A 17599-nucleotide genomic window follows, 5' to 3' on the forward strand; every position below is an offset into this window, starting at 1 on the left:
CAACTTACTCTGAGCGGGATGCTTGTTGCGCCAGGTCCTTTTCCATCTTTTGCAGCTCAGCTTCGAACGCCTGATCTTGAATGGTGGGCTTTTTACGCCAGGGTTTGCGTTCGGGTTCAGGTTGCGCTGCGTAAGTAATTATTTCTCCGCCGTAAATATTCTGAAAGCGACTGGCCTGTCGTTCCAGCTCGGCGCGTAGTTCCTCTTTTGTCACTTAATGATTGTTCCTTGTTGTATATGCACGTAGGTAGAAACAGCTGCTGTTACGCCTACATTCGTGTGCGGGCGCAGTGCAGTGTCTTCTATTAGATGGGGGTGATTGGCGCGATTGCAAGCCAGTGCTATGGCAACTCCATTGCCTTGCGAGTTCCTTTGCATTCCAGATAAAAAAGAACCGCGCTCAGGGCGCGGTTCTTTTTGGGGCTCGAGCTATCAGCGTACGGACTGTTTCGCCTTGTCTTCGTGGGCGCGGCCGTAGACATCTTCCAGACGCTCGATGTCGTCTTCACCAAGATAACTGCCTGACTGCACCTCGATGATTTCCAGCGGGATCTTGCCCGGGTTGGCGAGGCGGTGGACGGATGTCACCGGGATGTAAGTCGACTGGTTTTCGGTGAGCAGGAAGGTCTTGTCGTTGCAGGTGACCTGAGCGGTGCCGGAGACCACGATCCAGTGTTCGGCGCGGTGGTGGTGCATCTGTAGCGACAGCGCCGCACCGGGGTTTACGCAGATGCGCTTGACCTGGAAGCGACCACCCATATCCACGGAGTCATACCAGCCCCAAGGGCGATAGACCGCACAGTGATTACGGGTTTCCGTGCGGTTTTTGTCATCCAGCCGGGAGACCAGCTTCTTGACGTCCTGAACCTTGTCCTTGTGGGCGACCATCATGGCGTCTTTGGTTTCCACCACGACGATGTCGTCCAGACCCAGAACGGTTACCAGCTTGCCGTTGCCGTGCACCAGGCAGTTGCGGCTGTCTTCGGCAATCACGTCGCCGCGGATGACGTTGCCGTTTTCGTCTTTCTCCAGAACCTCCCAGATCGAAGACCATGAGCCAACATCGCTCCACTCGGCGGACATCGGCACCACGCAGGCCAGCTCGGTTTTTTCCATCACGGCATAGTCGATGGAGTTGTCCGGGCAGCAGGCGAAAGTCGCCGGATCGATCTGCACTTCGTCGCCGGTATGCACACTGCGCTCCAGCGCCAGCTTGCAGGTGTCGTAAATATCGGGATCGTGCTTTTTCAGCTCTTCAAGGAACACGCTGGCGCGGAACAGGAACATGCCGCTGTTCCAGTAGTAGTCGCCAGAGTCGACGTATTGCTGGGCGCTGACTTCGTCGGGCTTTTCCACGAAACGGGTAACGCGGCTGATGCCTTCGGGCAGGCCGTTGCGTTCGGTCAGGTCGCACTTGATGTAGCCGTAGCCGGTTTCAGGACTGGTGGCGGGAATGCCGAACAGGACCATTTCGCCGTTTTCGGCAGCGTTGGTGGCCAGCGCCAGTGAACGCTGGAAGGCTTTCTGATCCTTGATGACATGGTCTGCCGGCAGGACCAGCAGCAGCTCGTCGCGGCCGTCGTCGACCAGCTTCATCGCAGCCAGGGCAATGGCCGGTGCAGTATTACGCCCGAAGGGCTCTAGAATCAGACTCTGGATGCTCAGCTTGCGGGCAGCCAGTTGCTCCTTGACGATAAAACGGTGCTCCTGGTTGCACACCAGCAGCGGCGGCTGCATGCCTTCAAAAGCGAGTCGCTCAATGGTCTGCTGGAACAGGGTCTGCTCACTGGTGAGGGCTAGAAACTGCTTGGGAAACAGTTTGCGTGAGAGTGGCCAGAGCCGGGAGCCGCTGCCGCCAGAGAGGATGACCGGAATCATGGTGTATCTCCTGAATCGTTGAGAAGGGTGGGTACTTCTTGTTCCATTTGGGCGTGCGGCTGATTGCCGAGTGCACCAGGCACCGCCGATACGGGCTTATGATTGTGGCTGGCTCGGGTAAGTTCCCGGCCGGGCTACCGCTGATCGGAGGGCTCTTTGCAAGGGCTGGCAGGGCGGAACGGGGCAGGAAATCGCGGAGGGCAGGGCGGGAGGTGCTTCGCGACTGGAGGGCCAGCCGCGAATGGCTCGGGGTCAGGCTTGTGCGTCGCGCAGGAATACCAGGTGATCGGGCGAGGAGTCCTCGGCGCTATAGCGGTAGCCTTCGCTGTCGAAAGCTTTCAGCTGCTCGGGATTGTCGATGCGTTCGCGGATGACGTAGCGCGCCATCAGCCCGCGGGCTTTCTTGGCGTAGAAGCTGATGATCTTGTACTGGCCGTTCTTCATGTCCTTGAAGTCGACGTTGATGACTCGCGCCTTCAGCTCCTTGCGTTTGACGGCGCCGAAGTATTCATTCGAGGCCAGGTTGAGCAGCACGTCATCGCCCTGTTCGGCCAGAGCTTCGTTGAGCCAGCGGCTGATGCGCTCGCCCCAGAATGCGTAGAGGTCCTTGCCGCGAGGGTTCTCCAGCTTCGTGCCCATTTCCAGACGGTAGGGCTGCATCAGATCCAGCGGGCGGAGCAAGCCGTAGAGTCCGGAAAGCATGCGCAGGTGGCGCTGTGCGAAGTCAAAGTCCTGCTCTGAGAAGTCCTCGGCATTCAGCCCTGTGTAGACGTCACCCTTGAAGGCCAGCAGCGCCTGCTTGGCATTTTCCGGGGTAAAACGGGGCGTCCAGCTGCCGTAGCGGGCCACGTTCAGCGCCGCGAGCTTGTCCGATAGCTTCATAAGCTTGCCGATCTGCTGCGGAGAAAAGTCGCGCAGAATCGTGATCAGCTCTTGTGCCTGGTCGAGGTGCTGGGGTTGGGTAAAGCGTTCGGTTGCCGGAGGGGTGTCGTAGTCGAGGGTCTTGGCCGGTGAAATCACCATCAGCATCTGAAAATCTCCTTTGATATGAAGTGATTCTAGGCGTTATGCCGCCCCGGGCTCCAGCTATGGGGTCGATTGATCTTTTGTAGGGGACGCTCGTTCGCCTTGGCGCTGCCCTTCGACCGCGTGGGAAAACCGAGCTGCGGACGGCTACCCCGCACAGCATTGCTGGCGGTGAGCGCTGACGATTTGCTGGTGGGTGCGGGGATGGCTGGTTCAAGTGACGGCGGGAGCAGTTACTGTGGCAAAAGCGCACAGGCTGACTGCTGAGACTAGCTTGCCTCGCTGCGGTCGCCAAGGGCTGTCCGTCCAGTTGAGAAAAAAGCCTCCGCAAATCGGAAAAGTCTTTTTCCTGTCATCTTTTTTGCGGTATTACCTGTAACAGACCGCCGAACCCTGCAAACAGGTGGCGGCCGCTGGGTGGCCCCAGGCCCCTGCTACCCGCGTCTGCTGCCCTCGCAATCGGAGGTTCCTCATGGCGGTGCGCTCAGACGCTCCGTCGACCGGTTCTACGGAAAAGGTGACCGCGAATGGATGACTACGGTAGACCCCGCGCTACTCAGCCCACTCTCTACGTTCTGGACACCAACGTCCTGCTCCACGACCCCAACGCATTGCTGAACTTCGAAGAGCACCAGGTTGCCATTCCCATGACCGTGCTGGAGGAGCTGGACAAGCTCAAAAGCGGCAAGCACAGCGTGGCCGCCGAATGCCGGCAGGTGATTCGCCTGATCGACAAGGTGTTGGGCAACGCAACGCCCGAGCAGGTTGAGCTTGGGGTGCCGATCAAGCGAGAGGCAACGGGGGAATTTTGCGGCAGCCTGTCGATCCTTATGAGCAAGGGCGCCGACTGCAAGGGCCTTCCCGAAGACCTCAACGACAACAAGATCATCAATCAGGTGGTCGAGCTGCAGCAGCGCAGCGGCGGTGTCCCGGTGGTGCTGGTCACTAACGACATTAATATGCGTCTGAAAGCCCGCGCCTGTGGTGTGGCCTCCGAGGATTACCAGACCGACAAGCTGGTCGATGACGTCGGCCAGTTGTCGCGCGGCTATCACAGCCTCAGCGGCGCCTTCTGGGACCGCGTCAGCAAGGTGGAAACCCAGCAGGGGCACGGTCGCACCTGGCACCGAGTGCAGCTGATCGACAATTTGCCAGCGGTGCACCTCAACGAGTTCATCCTGGATGAGCAAGGCTTTGTCGGCTGGATCAAGGGCATCGAGGACGACGAGCTCCTGCTGCTGGACATGCATCAGGAGCCACTGATGCATCAGGAAGCCTGGGGGCTGCGTCCGCGTGACATCCATCAGGCGCTGGCGCTCTTCGCGCTACTCGATCCGGATATCCATTTAGTCAACCTTTCCGGCGCCGCTGGCTCGGGGAAGACCATCCTGGCCCTGGCCGCCGCTATCGAGCAGACGGTGGTCAGCAAACGCTATCGCCGCATCATCGCGACGCGCAGCGTGCAGGGGCTGGATGAGGACATCGGCTTCCTGCCCGGCACCGAGGCGGAAAAGATGGAGCCGTGGCTGGGTGCGATCACCGACAACCTCGAAGCGCTGCACATGGATGACGAGAATACCCATGGCAGCGTCGATTACATCCTGCAAAAGGTGCCGTTGCAGTTCAAATCGCTCAACTATATCCGCGGGCGCAGCTTCCAGCAGAGCCTGATCCTGATCGATGAGTGCCAGAACCTTACGCCGCACCAGATGAAAACCATCATCACCCGTGCGGGTACCGGTTCCAAGGTGGTCTGCCTGGGTAACCTGGCGCAGATTGATACGCCTTACCTGTCCGCCACCAGCTCAGGGCTGACCTATCTCACCGAGCGCTTCAAGGACTTTCCCCACGGCGTTCACGTGACTCTGCAGGGCGTCCCGCGTTCGGTGCTGGCCGAATATGCCGAGGCGAATATGTAAAGGCAGGGGGTATCTGCCGAGAGCTGCGTGTGGCCTCTGCGCGCCAGGGTTGGACTTGTTCGCCCATGGCGTGCAGATGGCCGGATCAGCTTAGTCATGAGAGTTCGCGGACAAGTCCGCTCGTACTGAAGTGCAACCGTTAATGCTCCAGTCGACTGCGGATCTGGTCGGCAGGTCTTTTATATCGGTCGTCGGGACCCATCCCGCCCTTGCGGGCAAAGCAGCCTGCAGCTGGGCTAAACTGCCCGTCCTTAATACAGGCCCGGCAGGATTCTCATGCTTACTCACCTCGATTCCCAAGGTCGCGCCAGTATGGTCGACGTTACTGACAAGGCTGTAACCGCGCGGGAGGCGGTGGCCGAAGCGCGGGTGCGGATGTTGCCGCAGACGCTGCAGATGATCGAACAGGGCGGCCATCCCAAGGGCGACGTGTTCGCCGTGGCGCGCATCGCCGGCATCCAGGCAGCCAAGAAGACCCATGATCTGATCCCGCTCTGTCATCCATTGCTGCTGACCAGCGTCAAGGTCGAGCTGCAGGCCGATGGCGCAGATGCTGTGCTGATTCGAGCCACCTGCAAGCTGGCCGGCCAGACTGGAGTGGAAATGGAAGCGCTGACTGCTGCCAGTGTGGCTGCGCTGACCATCTACGACATGTGCAAGGCGGTGGACAAGGGCATGATCATTGAAGGTGTGCGGCTGCTGGAAAAGCGCGGCGGCAAGAGTGGCGATTGGCAGGTGCAGGCATGATTTCGATTCAGTTTTACGCGCGTTACAGAGAAGCCCTCGACAGTGACGGCGAGCAGTTGCCGTGGGATGCGTCCTTTACCTGTGTCGATGACGTGCGCCGCCACCTTTTGGCGCGAGGTGAAGCCTGGGCGGTGCTCGGTGAGCAGAACCTGATGTGCGCGCGCAATCAGGAACTGTGCAGCCTCGATGAACCCGTGCAGGACGGCGATGAAGTGGCTTTCTTCCCCACCGTGACTGGAGGTTGAGCATGGGCGTTCGTGTTCAGCATGAAGCCTTCGACCCCGGTGCGGAGCTTAATGCCTTGCATGCGGCCAACCTGGGCATCGGCGCGGTGGCCGGATTCGTAGGCTACGTACGAGATTTCAATGACGGCCTGGAGGTTGCCGGGATGTTTCTCGAGCATGCGCCAGGCATGACCGAGAGAGCCTTGGAGAAGATCGTCGCAGAAGCAGAGCAGCGTTGGCCGCTACTGCGCCTGGACGTGCTGCACCGGGTCGGAGCACTGGAGCCAGGTGAGCCCATTGTCTTCGTCGGCGCAGCCAGTGCGCACCGCGAGGCAGCTTTCGACGCCTGTCGCTTCGTCATGGACTACCTGAAAACGCGCGCGCCGTTCTGGAAGAAGGAAACTACAGAGCAGGGGCCGCGCTGGGTCGAGGGTCGCGAAAGCGATCAGAACGCCGCTAGCCGCTGGAGCGATTGAGGCGCTCTGGTCAGTGATTGAACGCGATGTATAGCTTGAAGGTGATGGTCGAGAACATCGTCAACACGCCGAGGGCGATCAGGGCGACGCCCCAGTTCTTGTCTCGATAGCTGAAGCCGATTCCCAACAGAGCAAAGCCCGTTCCGATCAGGACGATCAGCCAATCAATATGCTGCATGGGACCACTCCGTTTTCCAGCGATGCACTGGACTATAGGGTAGGCTGCTGACCGGTGCAGTGACCGGGATCAGCGAGAGGTGAACCAGGAAGGCGAAACGGCCCTTCGACCTTCCTGTTCCAGTGCTGTCAGCGCGAGCGGTGTGGCACCGGTGCCAGCAGCTCGGCCGGCGGTGTTTCGCAGCTGATCTTGCGCCCCAACAGTGCTTCGATGGGGGGCAGGGCGAAGGCATCGTCCTCACCGGCAAAGCTGATGGAGGTGCCGCTGGTGCCGGCGCGGCCGGTACGGCCGATGCGGTGGACGTAGTCGTCCGGCACTTCCGGCAGGGTGAAGTTGATCACGTGGCTGATGCCGTCCACGTGAATGCCGCGACCGGCGACATCGGTGGCCACCATCACGCGGATCTTGCCTTCGCGGAAGCCTTCCAGCGCGCGGATGCGCTTGTGCTGCGGCACATCACCGGACATTTGCACGGCGCTGATGCCGTCGCGGGTCAGGCGCTCTTCGATACGCCGCACCTCGTCCTTGCGGTTGGCGAAGACCATTACCCGGCTCCAGTCGTTCTGGGTGATCAGGTTGTACAGCAGCTTGTACTTGTCGCTGCTGGCCACCGCATAGACGTGCTGTTCGACGGTATCGCTGGCGACGTTCTCCGGTTCGATCTCGACGATGGCCGGGTCGGTGGTCCACTGCTTGGCCAGGTTCATCACGTCGTCGGTAAAAGTTGCGGAGAACAGCAGTGTCTGGCGTTCGCTCTTGGGCGGAGTCTGACGGATGATCTGCCGGACCTGGGGGATAAAACCCATGTCGAGCATGCGGTCGGCCTCGTCGAGCACCAGCACTTCGACCATATCCAGATGCACCTCGCCGCGCTGGTTGAAGTCCAGCAGGCGGCCTGGTGTCGCCACCAGAATGTCGCAATAGCGGGCCTCAAGAGACTTGAGCTGCTTGTCGAAGTCCATGCCGCCGACGAAGCTCATCACGTTCAGACCGGTGTACCTGGTCAGGTCCAGCGCATCGTTCGCGATCTGCACCACCAGTTCGCGGGTTGGCGCGATGATCAGCGCGCGCGGCTCGCCCATGTAGCGATCCTTGGGCGGCGGCGTTTCCAGCAGCTGGGTAATGGTGGAAATCAGGAAGGCCGCGGTCTTGCCGGTGCCGGTCTGGGCACGGCCGATGGCATCACGGCCCTTGAGAGTGAAGCCCAGCACCTGCGCCTGGATCGGCGTGCAATACGGAAAACCCAGATCATGAATGGCGTGCATCAGCTCGGGTGCGAGCTTGAAGTCATGGAAGCGAGTCTTGCCTTCGGCAGGCTCGACCACAAAATCTTCCAGCTTCCAGGCCGGAGCGGGTGGCGGGGCAGGTTTGCGTGTGCGAGCGCGGCGCGGCTTGCTGGCTGCCGGCGTTTCGCTGCGCTGGTCCGTTTGCGTTTCGCGCGGGGCGCTTTGCTGAGGCGGGGCATCTTCCAGCGTGTCGCTGGCAGGTTGCGCGGCGGCTAGTTCGGCCGGGCTTTTACCAAAGATTTTCTTGAGTGCTTTGAGCACGGTCTTCTCGTCTGGTTGTCAAAATTCGCCCGCCAGTGTAATGCAAGAAACAGACAGGGCGAAGACTTGCCACTGCCGCGCGCAGTGGTTCGTGCGCCGGTACGGTTTTTGGCGATGGCAGGTTGCCAAAAGTCAGTACGCAAGCGCGCTTTCGTCTTGTTGTTCGGGTTGCTCGAAGCTCTGTCCGAATCGCTCGGTCAGGGCTTCGAAGTGCTTCGTCACGGCGCCGCAACAGACCGTTAAACGGTCTGCGTCGATTGCAATGTTCAGCCCAAGCGGCTTGCCAGCCAGTCGCCGATGTCCTGAATCTCGGTGGGTTGAACTTCGTGGGCCATCGGGTATTCCTTCCATTGCGTTTGAACCTGATTCTGCTGCAGGCAGTCATGGGCTGCACGGCCCATGGCGGGCGGCACCACGTCGTCGCGGCTGCCGTGCAGGCAAAGCACCGGCAGGCCTGCCTGCAGGGGCGAGAGCTTAAGGTCGTCGCCGAACGTCGGGGCATAGGTGGACAGCGCCAGCACACCGCCCAAGGGGCCGGCCCAGCGCAGGAAAGCGGTGTGGTAGACCACGGCGCCGCCCTGGGAAAAACCGGCAAGGAAAATGCGCCGGGGATCGATGCCGCTGTCACGCTGTTGCTCGATCAGCTCAATGACCGTCTGTGCCGACTGCTCCAGTTGCGCCTGATCGATTGCTCGGGCAGGGCTCATGGCCTGGATGTCGTACCAGCTCGGCATGGCCCAGCCACCATTGATGGTTACCGCACGTGTCGGCGCCTGGGGCAGGACGAAGCGCGTGTGCAGCAGGCGCTGTTGCAGCATTTCGGCCACTGGCTGGAAGTCGTAGCGGTCAGCGCCGAGGCCATGCAGCCAGATAACGCAGGAATCGGCAGTTTGCGCTGGCTCGATGATCAGGGGGTCGGTCATGTGGGGCTCCGTCTGAAGGCTTGCACCGGGCTGGTGCGAGCAGCGGGGAAAATGCTCGAGGTTTGTTGCAATAGGCCGCGAGATTACCCGTTGTCGACGCTTCCCTGAAGCCTGCTGCCGCCATCAGAGCAACTTTGGCGGTGCTGGTACGCCGCTTGCTTTGCTTGTTTCCGGCTGCTGCGCCGACGGCACCGCATGTCTGCGGTCTGCTCTTCGGGAGAAGTTGCTGATCAGCGATCGGCGACTAGACTCAGGTCAGGTTCTTCCAGTGTTCCGATCGACATGGCTCGATTGGTGTTTTCTGACGTTGGTGGAAGGCCCGACCCCGCAGAATAAAAACAAACTGGAGGTTTCGATGATTAGGGCTAAATCCACACTGACCATGCTGGCTACTGCGGTGCTGTTTAGCGTTGGCGGCCAAGCGCAGGCAGGGGCGACTCTGGATGCGGTGAAGAACAAGGGTTTTGTGCAGTGCGGTATCAGCGACGGGTTGCCGGGTTTTTCCTACGCCGATGCCAAGGGGCAATACCGGGGGATCGATGTCGACGTTTGCCGCGCGGTAGCGGCTGCGGTATTCGGTGATGCTGAAAAGGTCAGGTTCAGCCCGCTGACCGCCAAGGAGCGCTTCACAGCGTTGCAGTCCGGCGAGATTGACGTGCTGTCGCGCAACACCACCTGGACCAGCTCGCGGGATGCGGCAATGGGGCTGAACTTCACCGGCGTTACCTACTACGACGGTCAGGGCTTTCTGGTAAACAAGGAGCTGGGAGTCAGCAGCGCCAAGGAACTCGATGGCGCGACGGTCTGCATTCAGGCTGGCACTACCACTGAGCTGAACCTTTCCGACTATTTCCGCAGCAACAGCCTCAAGTACACCCCCATTACCTACGACACCTCGGACGAGAGCGCCAAATCACTGGAGTCCGGTCGTTGCGATGTGCTCACGTCCGACCAGTCGCAGCTCTATGCGCAGCGTATCAAGCTGGCCGGGCCGGATAACTATGTAGTGCTGCCGGAAGTCATCTCCAAGGAACCACTGGGCCCAGCGGTGCGCCAGGGGGACGAGGAGTGGTTCGATATCGTGCGCTGGACGCTGTTTGCCATGGTCAATGCCGAGGAGCTTGGGGTGACCTCGGAGAACGTCGAGGAAATCGCAAAAACCACCAAGAACCCTGACGTCGCGCGCTTGCTCGGTGCTGAAGGTGAGTACGGCAAGGATCTGAAACTGCCAAAGGACTGGGCGGTGCAGATCGTCAAACAGGTCGGCAACTACGGCGAAATCTTCGAGCGCAACGTCGGTTCTGGCAGCGAGTTGAAGATCGAACGCGGTCTGAACGCACTCTGGAATAACGGAGGACTGCAGTACGCACCGCCGGTGCGTTGAGCGTGCGAGGCCGGCGCATAGCCGGCCTTGTTTCAAGGACGACCGCTGCCGGTGCGCAGGTTCCGGCACCGGCGCCTGCGTATGAGGTTTCCTGATGCGAACCATCGCCAAATCGGGAGCAGCGCGTGGGTCGCTGCTTCGGGATCCGCAGGTGCGTGCCTGGGTGTTCCAGGTTCTTGCCGTTATAACAGTCGTTGCCTTCGGCTGGTTTCTGTTTCACAACACCCAAACTAACCTGGCCCACCGGGGCATTAGTTCAGGCTTCGGTTTCCTTGATCAGGCCGCCGGCTTCGGCATTCCGCAGCACCTGATCGACTACAGCGAAAGTGACACCTATGGCCGGGTGTTCTGGATCGGCCTGCTCAATACTCTGCTGGTCAGCGTGATCGGCATCATTCTGGCTACCATCGTCGGCTTCACGCTGGGCGTGGCACGGTTGTCACCGAATTGGCTGATCCGCCAGATCGCCACTGTCTATATCGAGATATTCCGCAATATCCCGCCGCTGCTGCTGATCTTCTTCGTCTACTTCGCCGTGCTCGGCCCTTTGCCAGGCCCGCGCAACAGCCTCAGTCTGTGGGACATCATCTTCATCAACAATCGCGGCGTACAGATGCCGGCGCCCAGTGCGGGCGAGGGCTTCTGGCCGTTCTGGTTGGCGCTGGCATTGGCACTGGTAGCCATCGCCCTGCTCAACCGCTGGGCGCGTGCCAGGCGCCATGCCAGCGGGCAGGCCTTCCCGGTGCTGTGGGTGAGCCTGGGGCTGTTTATCGCTGTGCCCTGGCTGGCTGCGCTGGTGTTCGGCGGGCCGTTTCTCTGGGAGATCCCCGAGCTGCAGCGCTTCAACATTCGCGGCGGCTGGGTGGTCATTCCCGAGCTGGTGTCCATCGTGCTGGCGTTGACCATCTACACGGCAGCCTTTATCGGCGAAACCGTGCGCGCCGGCATCCAATCGGTCAGTCATGGCCAGACCGAAGCGGCGGCCTCCCTGGGTTTGCGGCCCGGTCGCATACTGCGGCTGGTGATCGTGCCGCAGGCGCTGCGGGTGATCATCCCGCCCTTGACCAGCCAGTACCTGAACCTGGCGAAGAACTCCTCGCTGGCCGCGGCCATCGGCTACCCGGACATGGTCTCGCTGTTCGCCGGCACGGTGCTCAACCAGACCGGCCAGGCCATCGAGACCATGGCCATCACCATGAGCGTGTACCTGGCCATCAGCATCAGCATTTCGCTGCTGATGAACTGGTACAACAAGCGCATCGCGCTGATCGAGCGGTGAGGGCAAAGCCATGACGACGCATACCTTCAAGCCCGACCTGCCGGCCCCTTCGCGCAACATCGGCGTGCTCGGCTGGCTGCGCGCCAACCTGTTTTCCAGCTGGTTCAACGCGCTGCTGACCCTGCTGGGGCTCTACCTGATCTGGCTGGTGGTGCCGCCAATCATCGACTGGGCCATCATCAAGGCGGACTGGACTGGAGACTCGCGCGCCGACTGTTCGCGCGAGGGCGCTTGCTGGGTATTTATCCAGACGCGTTTCAGCCAGTTCATGTACGGCTTCTATCCCACGGAGCTGCGCTGGCGTGTGGATGCCGCCGCCTGGCTGGCAATCCTGGGCGCGGCGCCGCTGCTTATCCGGCGCATGCCGCACAAGGTGCGCTATGGGATCGCCTACCTGCTGCTGTACCCGCTGCTGGCCTACTGGCTGCTGCACGGCGGTTTCCTCGGCCTGGAAACGGTGCCGACCTCGCGCTGGGGCGGGTTGATGCTGACCATCGTCATCGCTGCAGTGGGCATCGCTGGCGCCTTGCCGCTGGGCATTCTGCTGGCGCTTGGCCGTCGTTCGGATATGCCGGCGATTCGCGTGCTGTGCGTGACCTTCATCGAGTTCTGGCGCGGGGTACCGCTGATCACCGTGCTGTTCATGTCCTCGGTGATGCTGCCGCTGTTCCTGCCCGAGCAGATGAACCTCGACAAGCTGATGCGCGCCATGCTGATGGTGGTCTTCTTCGAGGCCGCCTACATCGCCGAAGTGGTGCGCGGCGGCCTGCAGGCGATCCCGCGCGGCCAGTACGAAGCGGCGGCGGCGATGGGCCTGGGCTACTGGCGCAGCATGGTCCTGGTGATCCTGCCCCAGGCGCTGAAGATGGTCATTCCCGGCATCGTCAACACCTTCATCGCGCTGTTCAAGGATACCAGCCTGGTGATCATCATTGGCCTGTTCGACTTCCTCAACAGCATCAAGCGCGCCACCGCCGACCCGGCCTGGCTAGGCATGTCCACCGAAGGCTATGTGTTCGCCGCATTGGTCTACTGGATGTTCTGCTTCAGCATGTCGCGCTACTCCATCCATCTTGAGCGCAAGCTCGATACCGGCCATCGGCACTAGGAGAGGCATATGAGTGATGCAAAGCTGCAAACCGGGCAGGCTGCCGAGTCGGTCATTCAGATGCAGGGCGTGAACAAGTGGTTCGGCCAGTTCCACGTGCTCAAGGACATCGACCTGGAGGTCACCCAGGGCGAGCGCATCGTGCTTTGCGGGCCGTCCGGCTCCGGTAAGTCCACCACCATTCGCTGCCTCAACCGGCTGGAGGAGCATCAGAAGGGGCGCATCGTGATCAATGGCGTGGAGCTGACCAGCGACCTCAAGCATATCGAGACGGTGCGCAGCGAAGTCGGCATGGTGTTCCAGCATTTCAACCTGTTTCCGCACCTGACCGTGCTGCAGAACTGCACCCTGGCGCCGATGTGGGTGCGCAAGATGCCCAGGCGCCAGGCCGAGGAAATCGCCATGGACTACCTGGAAAAGGTGCGCATTCCCGAGCAGGCCGACAAGTTTCCGGGGCAGCTCTCAGGCGGCCAGCAGCAGCGTGTGGCCATTGCTCGCGCGCTGTGCATGAAGCCGAAGATCATGCTCTTCGACGAACCTACCTCGGCGCTGGACCCGGAGATGGTCAAGGAGGTGCTGGACACCATGATCCGCCTGGCCGAAAGCGGCATGACCATGCTCTGCGTGACCCACGAAATGGGCTTCGCGCGCACGGTGGCCGACCGGGTGATCTTTATGGACAAGGGCGAGATCGTCGAGCAGGCCGATCCGGAGGTGTTCTTCAGCAACCCGGTCAATGAGCGCACGAAACTGTTCTTGAGCCAGATATTGCACTAGCGGCAGCTCGGGGGACGCTTAACCGGCCCGGCGGTGGTTGTTAAAGAAACGACATCCGCCCTACGTCAGCTTACCGAGTGCACAGCCTTAGCCTCGGGCGCCGTCATGGGCTAGAATACGCGCCCCGACTGCTCCCCTCCTCGAGGCTGTTCCGACGATGTTGATTCTGCGCGGCGCTCCCGCTCTTTCCGCTTTCCGTCACGGCAAGCTCCTGGCGCAACTGACCGAGAAGGTCCCTGCCGTAAGCGGCTTGTATGCCGAGTTTGCCCATTTCGCCGAAGTAACCGACACGCTGGATGCGGGTGAGCAGCAGGTTCTTGACCGGCTGTTGAAATACGGCCCGAGTGTGCCAGTTCAAGAGCCAGTCGGGCGGCTGTTCCTGGTGGTTCCGCGGTTCGGCACCATCTCGCCCTGGTCGAGCAAGGCCAGCGACATTGCCCACAACTGCGGTCTTGGCAAGATCCAGCGTCTGGAGCGCGGCATCGCTTTCTATGTGCAGGGCGAGCTTGACGCCGCCGCCGCACAGCAGATCGCCAACGCGCTGCATGACCGCATGACGCAGACAGTGCTGGATCGTTTCGAAGATGCCGCCAACCTGTTCAGCCACGCCCAGCCCAAGCCGCTCACCGCAGTGGACGTTCTGGGTGGCGGCCGCGCCGCACTCGAAAAGGCTAACGTCGAGCTGGGGCTGGCGCTGGCTGATGACGAAATCGACTATCTGGTGACCAGCTTTGAAGGACTGGGGCGCAATCCTCACGACATCGAGCTGATGATGTTCGCCCAGGCCAACTCCGAGCATTGCCGGCACAAGATCTTCAATGCCAGCTGGGACATCGACGGCGAAAGCCAGGACAAGTCCCTGTTCGGCATGATCAAGAACACCTATCAGATGCACTCCGAAGGCGTGCTCTCTGCCTACAAGGACAACGCTTCGGTCATCGTCGGCCACGAGGCCGGGCGTTTCTATCCGGATGCAGCGACCGGCGAATATGCTGCGCACCAACAACCGGTGCACATCCTGATGAAGGTGGAAACCCACAACCACCCGACCGCCATCGCTCCATTCCCTGGTGCCGCTACCGGCTCGGGCGGTGAGATTCGCGACGAAGGGGCTACCGGCCGTGGCTCCAAGCCCAAGGCTGGCCTGACCGGCTTTACCGTTTCCAACCTGAACATCCCCGACTTCGAGCAGCCCTGGGAAAAGCCCTATGGCAAGCCCGAGCGCATCGTCACGCCGCTGGACATCATGATCGAAGGCCCGCTGGGTGGCGCGGCGTTCAACAACGAATTCGGCCGTCCGGCGCTGGCCGGCTATTTCCGTACCTTCGAGCAGAGCGTCGAAACCCCGCGCGGTGAAGAGGTACGCGGCTACCACAAGCCGATCATGCTCGCCGGCGGCCTGGGCAATATCCGTGAAGATCATGTGCAGAAGGGCGAGATCTCGGTTGGCGGCAAGCTGATCGTGCTTGGCGGCCCAGCCATGCTGATCGGCCTGGGTGGCGGTGCAGCATCCTCCATGGCCACCGGTGCCAGCTCGGCGGATCTGGACTTCGCCTCGGTACAACGCGACAACCCGGAAATGGAGCGCCGTTGCCAGGAAGTGATCGACCGCTGCTGGCAGCTGGGCGAGCAGAACCCGATCAAGTTCATTCACGACGTTGGCGCGGGCGGCCTGTCCAACGCCTTCCCGGAGCTGGTCAACGATGCCGGTCGTGGCGGTCGTTTCGAGCTGCGCAACATTCCCAACGACGAACCCGGCATGGCGCCTCATGAGATCTGGTGTAACGAATCCCAGGAGCGCTACGTACTCTCCGTGGATGCCGCCGATTTCGAGCGCTTCAAGGCCATCTGTGAGCGCGAGCGCTGCCCCTTCGCGGTAGTCGGCGAGGCTACCGAAGAACTGCACCTGACCGTCGCCGACAGCCATTTCGGCAACAAGCCGGTGGACATGCCGCTCAACGTACTGCTCGGCAAAACCCCGCGTATGCACCGCAGTGCCACCCGCGAAGCCGAGCTTGGCGATGATTTCGGTGCGGCGTCTGTCTACCTGGATGAAGCTGTTGGCCGAGTGCTGCGCCATCCGGCTGTCGCCAGCAAGAGCTTCCTGATCACCATCGGTGACCGCAGCATCACCGGTATGGTGGCGCGCGACCAGATGGTCGGTCCCTGGCAGGTGCCGGTGGCCGATTGTGCGGTGACTACCACCAGTTTTGACGTCAACACCGGCGAAGCCATGGCCATGGGCGAGCGCACTCCGCTGGCTCTGCTGGATGCCCCGGCCTCTGGCCGTATGGCGATTGGCGAGACGCTGACCAACCTCGCTGCCGCACGTATCGAAAAACTCTCCGACATCAAGCTTTCCGCCAACTGGATGGCCGCTGCCGGCCACCCCGGCGAAGATGCGCGGCTGTACGACACCGTGCGTGCGGTAGGCATGGAGCTTTGTCCGCAGCTGGGCCTGACCATTCCAGTGGGCAAAGACTCGATGTCGATGCAGACCCGCTGGGATGAAGAGGGCGCTGAGAAGAGCGTGACCTCACCCATGTCGCTGGTGGTGTCCGGTTTTGCGCCGGTAGTCGATGTGCGTCAGACCCTGACCCCGCAACTGCGCCTGGACAAGGGCGCCACCGACCTGATCCTGATCGACCTGGGGCGCGGCCAGAACCGCATGGGCGGCTCGATCCTCGCGCAGGTGTACGGCAAGCTCGGGCGCCAGGCGCCGGACGTCGATGATGCCGAAGACCTGCAAGCCTTCTTCGCGGTGATTCAGGGCCTGAACAGCGATGGTCTGTTGCAGGCCTACCATGACCGTTCCGATGGCGGTCTGCTGACCACCGTTCTGGAAATGGCCTTCGCTGGTCACTGCGGGCTGAACCTGAGCCTCGACGGCCTGCTCGGCGATGCCGATGAAATCCCCGCGCTGCTATTCAACGAAGAGCTTGGCGCTGTCATTCAGGTGCGACAGGACGATACCGAAATCGTACTGGCCCAGTTCAGTGCAGCCGGCCTTGGCGACTGCGTGGCGGTGATTGGCCAGCCGGCCAACAATGGCTACATCTCGATCCGCCTAGCCGGCAACGAGGTATTCAGTGGCGACCGTCGCCTGCTGCAGCAGCAGTGGAGCGAAACCAGCTACCGCATTCAGCGTCTGCGCGACAACGTCGATTGTGCCGACCAGGAATTCGATGCGCTGCTGGACGAAGACAATCCCGGCCTCAGCGTGAAGCTCAGCTTCGATGTCAACGAAGACATCGCTGCACCCTACATCAAGCGTGGTGTGCGTCCGAAAGTGGCAGTGCTGCGCGAGCAGGGCGTCAACGGCCAGGTGGAAATGGCCGCGGCCTTCGACCGCGCCGGCTTTGCCGCGGTGGACGTGCATATGAGCGATATCCTCGCTGGCCGTATCAGCCTGGAAGACTTCAAGGGCCTGGTGGCCTGCGGTGGTTTCTCCTACGGCGACGTGCTCGGAGCCGGCGAAGGCTGGGCCAAGTCGATTCTGTTCAACGCCCGTGCCCGTGAGGGTTTCCAGACCTTCTTCGAGCGCAGCGACAGCTTCGCCCTCGGCGTGTGCAACGGCTGCCAGATGATGAGCAACTTGCACGAGCTGGTCCCCGGCAGCGAATCCTGGCCGCACTTCGTGCGCAACCGCTCGGAGCAGTTCGAGGCGCGTGTGGCCATGGTTCAGGTGCAGGAGTCGCCGTCGATCTTCCTTCAGGGCATGGCTGGCTCGCGCCTGCCGATCGCCATCGCCCACGGCGAAGGGCATGCCGAGTTTGCCAGCGAGCTTGCGCTGCATGCAGCGGATCGTTCCGGCACCGTAGCCCTGCGCTACGTGGACAATTACGGCAAGGTGACCGAACGCTACCCGGCCAACCCCAATGGTTCGCCACTGGGGATTACCGGCCTGACCAATAGCGACGGGCGCGTGACTATCATGATGCCTCACCCGGAGCGGGTCTTCCGTGCTGTGACCAATTCCTGGCGTCCTGATGAGTGGCAGGAGGACGGCGGCTGGATGCGCATGTTCCGCAATGCCCGGGTGTGGGTGGACTAAGGCCGGCCCTGTTGCAGTCGAAGCCCGGCAGCGTGAAAGCGCTCCGGGCTTTTTCGTGGCCGCTGCGCTGAACCAGCTA

The 17599-nt window shown here is 61.5% G+C and carries 15 protein-coding genes; 9 read left to right on the top strand and 6 right to left on the bottom strand.

Annotated elements, in window-relative coordinates; all coding sequences use genetic code 11:
- Positions 1-4: 4 nt before the first annotated feature.
- From BN1079_RS15860 to yaaA, 3 genes are all read right to left on the bottom strand, one after another.
- Positions 5-214 (bottom strand): hypothetical protein, encoded by a 210-nt coding sequence (locus BN1079_RS15860; RefSeq protein WP_037026093.1) that lies wholly within the window; start codon positions 212-214, stop codon positions 5-7.
- A gap of 218 nt (positions 215-432) precedes the next feature.
- Positions 433-1878, bottom strand: coding sequence for a mannose-1-phosphate guanylyltransferase/mannose-6-phosphate isomerase (locus BN1079_RS15865; protein WP_037026094.1), 1446 nt, complete (start codon positions 1876-1878; stop codon positions 433-435).
- Positions 1879-2130: 252 nt separating this feature from the next.
- Entirely contained in the window at positions 2131-2907 is a 777-nt protein-coding gene (gene yaaA / locus BN1079_RS15870) for a peroxide stress protein YaaA (RefSeq protein WP_037026096.1), read from the bottom strand.
- A gap of 524 nt (positions 2908-3431) precedes the next feature.
- On the opposite strand from yaaA, the gene BN1079_RS15875 reads away from it, so the two are divergent.
- The 4 genes from BN1079_RS15875 to moaE all read left to right on the top strand — a co-directional run bounded on the left by BN1079_RS15875 (position 3432) and on the right by moaE (position 6270).
- Positions 3432-4823: a PhoH family protein gene (locus BN1079_RS15875; protein ID WP_037026098.1), complete on the top strand. Its 1392-nt coding sequence runs from the start codon at positions 3432-3434 to the stop codon at positions 4821-4823.
- Between the two features lie 276 nt (positions 4824-5099).
- Entirely contained in the window at positions 5100-5570 is a 471-nt protein-coding gene (gene moaC, locus BN1079_RS15880; protein WP_037026100.1) for a cyclic pyranopterin monophosphate synthase MoaC, read from the top strand.
- Positions 5567-5815: a MoaD/ThiS family protein gene (locus BN1079_RS15885; RefSeq protein ID WP_037026102.1), complete on the top strand. Its 249-nt coding sequence runs from the start codon at positions 5567-5569 to the stop codon at positions 5813-5815. Before moaC ends, BN1079_RS15885 begins: the two co-directional genes overlap by 4 nt.
- A gap of 2 nt (positions 5816-5817) precedes the next feature.
- Entirely contained in the window at positions 5818-6270 is a 453-nt protein-coding gene (moaE, locus tag BN1079_RS15890) for a molybdopterin synthase catalytic subunit MoaE (protein WP_037026103.1), read from the top strand.
- Positions 6271-6280: 10 nt separating this feature from the next.
- Here the strand turns inward: moaE and BN1079_RS17750 are convergent, their stop codons facing one another.
- The 3 genes from BN1079_RS17750 to BN1079_RS15900 form a co-directional block, all read right to left on the bottom strand.
- Positions 6281-6448, bottom strand: coding sequence for a hypothetical protein (locus BN1079_RS17750; protein WP_171819308.1), 168 nt, complete (start codon positions 6446-6448; stop codon positions 6281-6283).
- Positions 6449-6576: 128 nt separating this feature from the next.
- Positions 6577-7995, bottom strand: coding sequence for an ATP-dependent RNA helicase RhlB (rhlB, locus tag BN1079_RS15895; protein ID WP_037026104.1), 1419 nt, complete (start codon positions 7993-7995; stop codon positions 6577-6579).
- A gap of 266 nt (positions 7996-8261) precedes the next feature.
- Positions 8262-8918, bottom strand: coding sequence for an alpha/beta hydrolase (locus BN1079_RS15900; RefSeq protein WP_037026105.1), 657 nt, complete (start codon positions 8916-8918; stop codon positions 8262-8264).
- A 355-nt stretch (positions 8919-9273) separates the two neighbouring features.
- Between BN1079_RS15900 and BN1079_RS15905 the strand changes: the two genes are divergently transcribed.
- The 5 genes from BN1079_RS15905 (at position 9274) to purL (ending at position 17520) form a co-directional block, all read left to right on the top strand.
- Positions 9274-10302 carry an amino acid ABC transporter substrate-binding protein gene (locus BN1079_RS15905; protein WP_037026106.1) on the top strand — a complete coding sequence of 343 codons (1029 nt, stop codon included), beginning with the start codon at positions 9274-9276 and terminating at the stop codon, positions 10300-10302.
- Between the two features lie 94 nt (positions 10303-10396).
- Complete coding sequence (locus BN1079_RS15910; protein WP_037026107.1) at positions 10397-11581, top strand: amino acid ABC transporter permease; 1185 nt, start codon at positions 10397-10399, stop codon at positions 11579-11581.
- A 10-nt stretch (positions 11582-11591) separates the two neighbouring features.
- Entirely contained in the window at positions 11592-12689 is a 1098-nt protein-coding gene (locus BN1079_RS15915; protein ID WP_037026109.1) for an amino acid ABC transporter permease, read from the top strand.
- A 9-nt stretch (positions 12690-12698) separates the two neighbouring features.
- A complete protein-coding gene (locus BN1079_RS15920; protein WP_037026111.1) occupies positions 12699-13466 on the top strand; it encodes an amino acid ABC transporter ATP-binding protein in 768 nt (255 codons plus the stop codon).
- 157 nt (positions 13467-13623) lie between these two features.
- Positions 13624-17520, top strand: coding sequence for a phosphoribosylformylglycinamidine synthase (purL, locus tag BN1079_RS15925; RefSeq protein ID WP_037026113.1), 3897 nt, complete (start codon positions 13624-13626; stop codon positions 17518-17520).
- Positions 17521-17599 lie beyond the last annotated feature (79 nt).

The organism is Pseudomonas saudiphocaensis (assembly GCF_000756775.1).
Classification (GTDB): Bacteria; Pseudomonadota; Gammaproteobacteria; order Pseudomonadales; family Pseudomonadaceae; genus Stutzerimonas; species Stutzerimonas saudiphocaensis.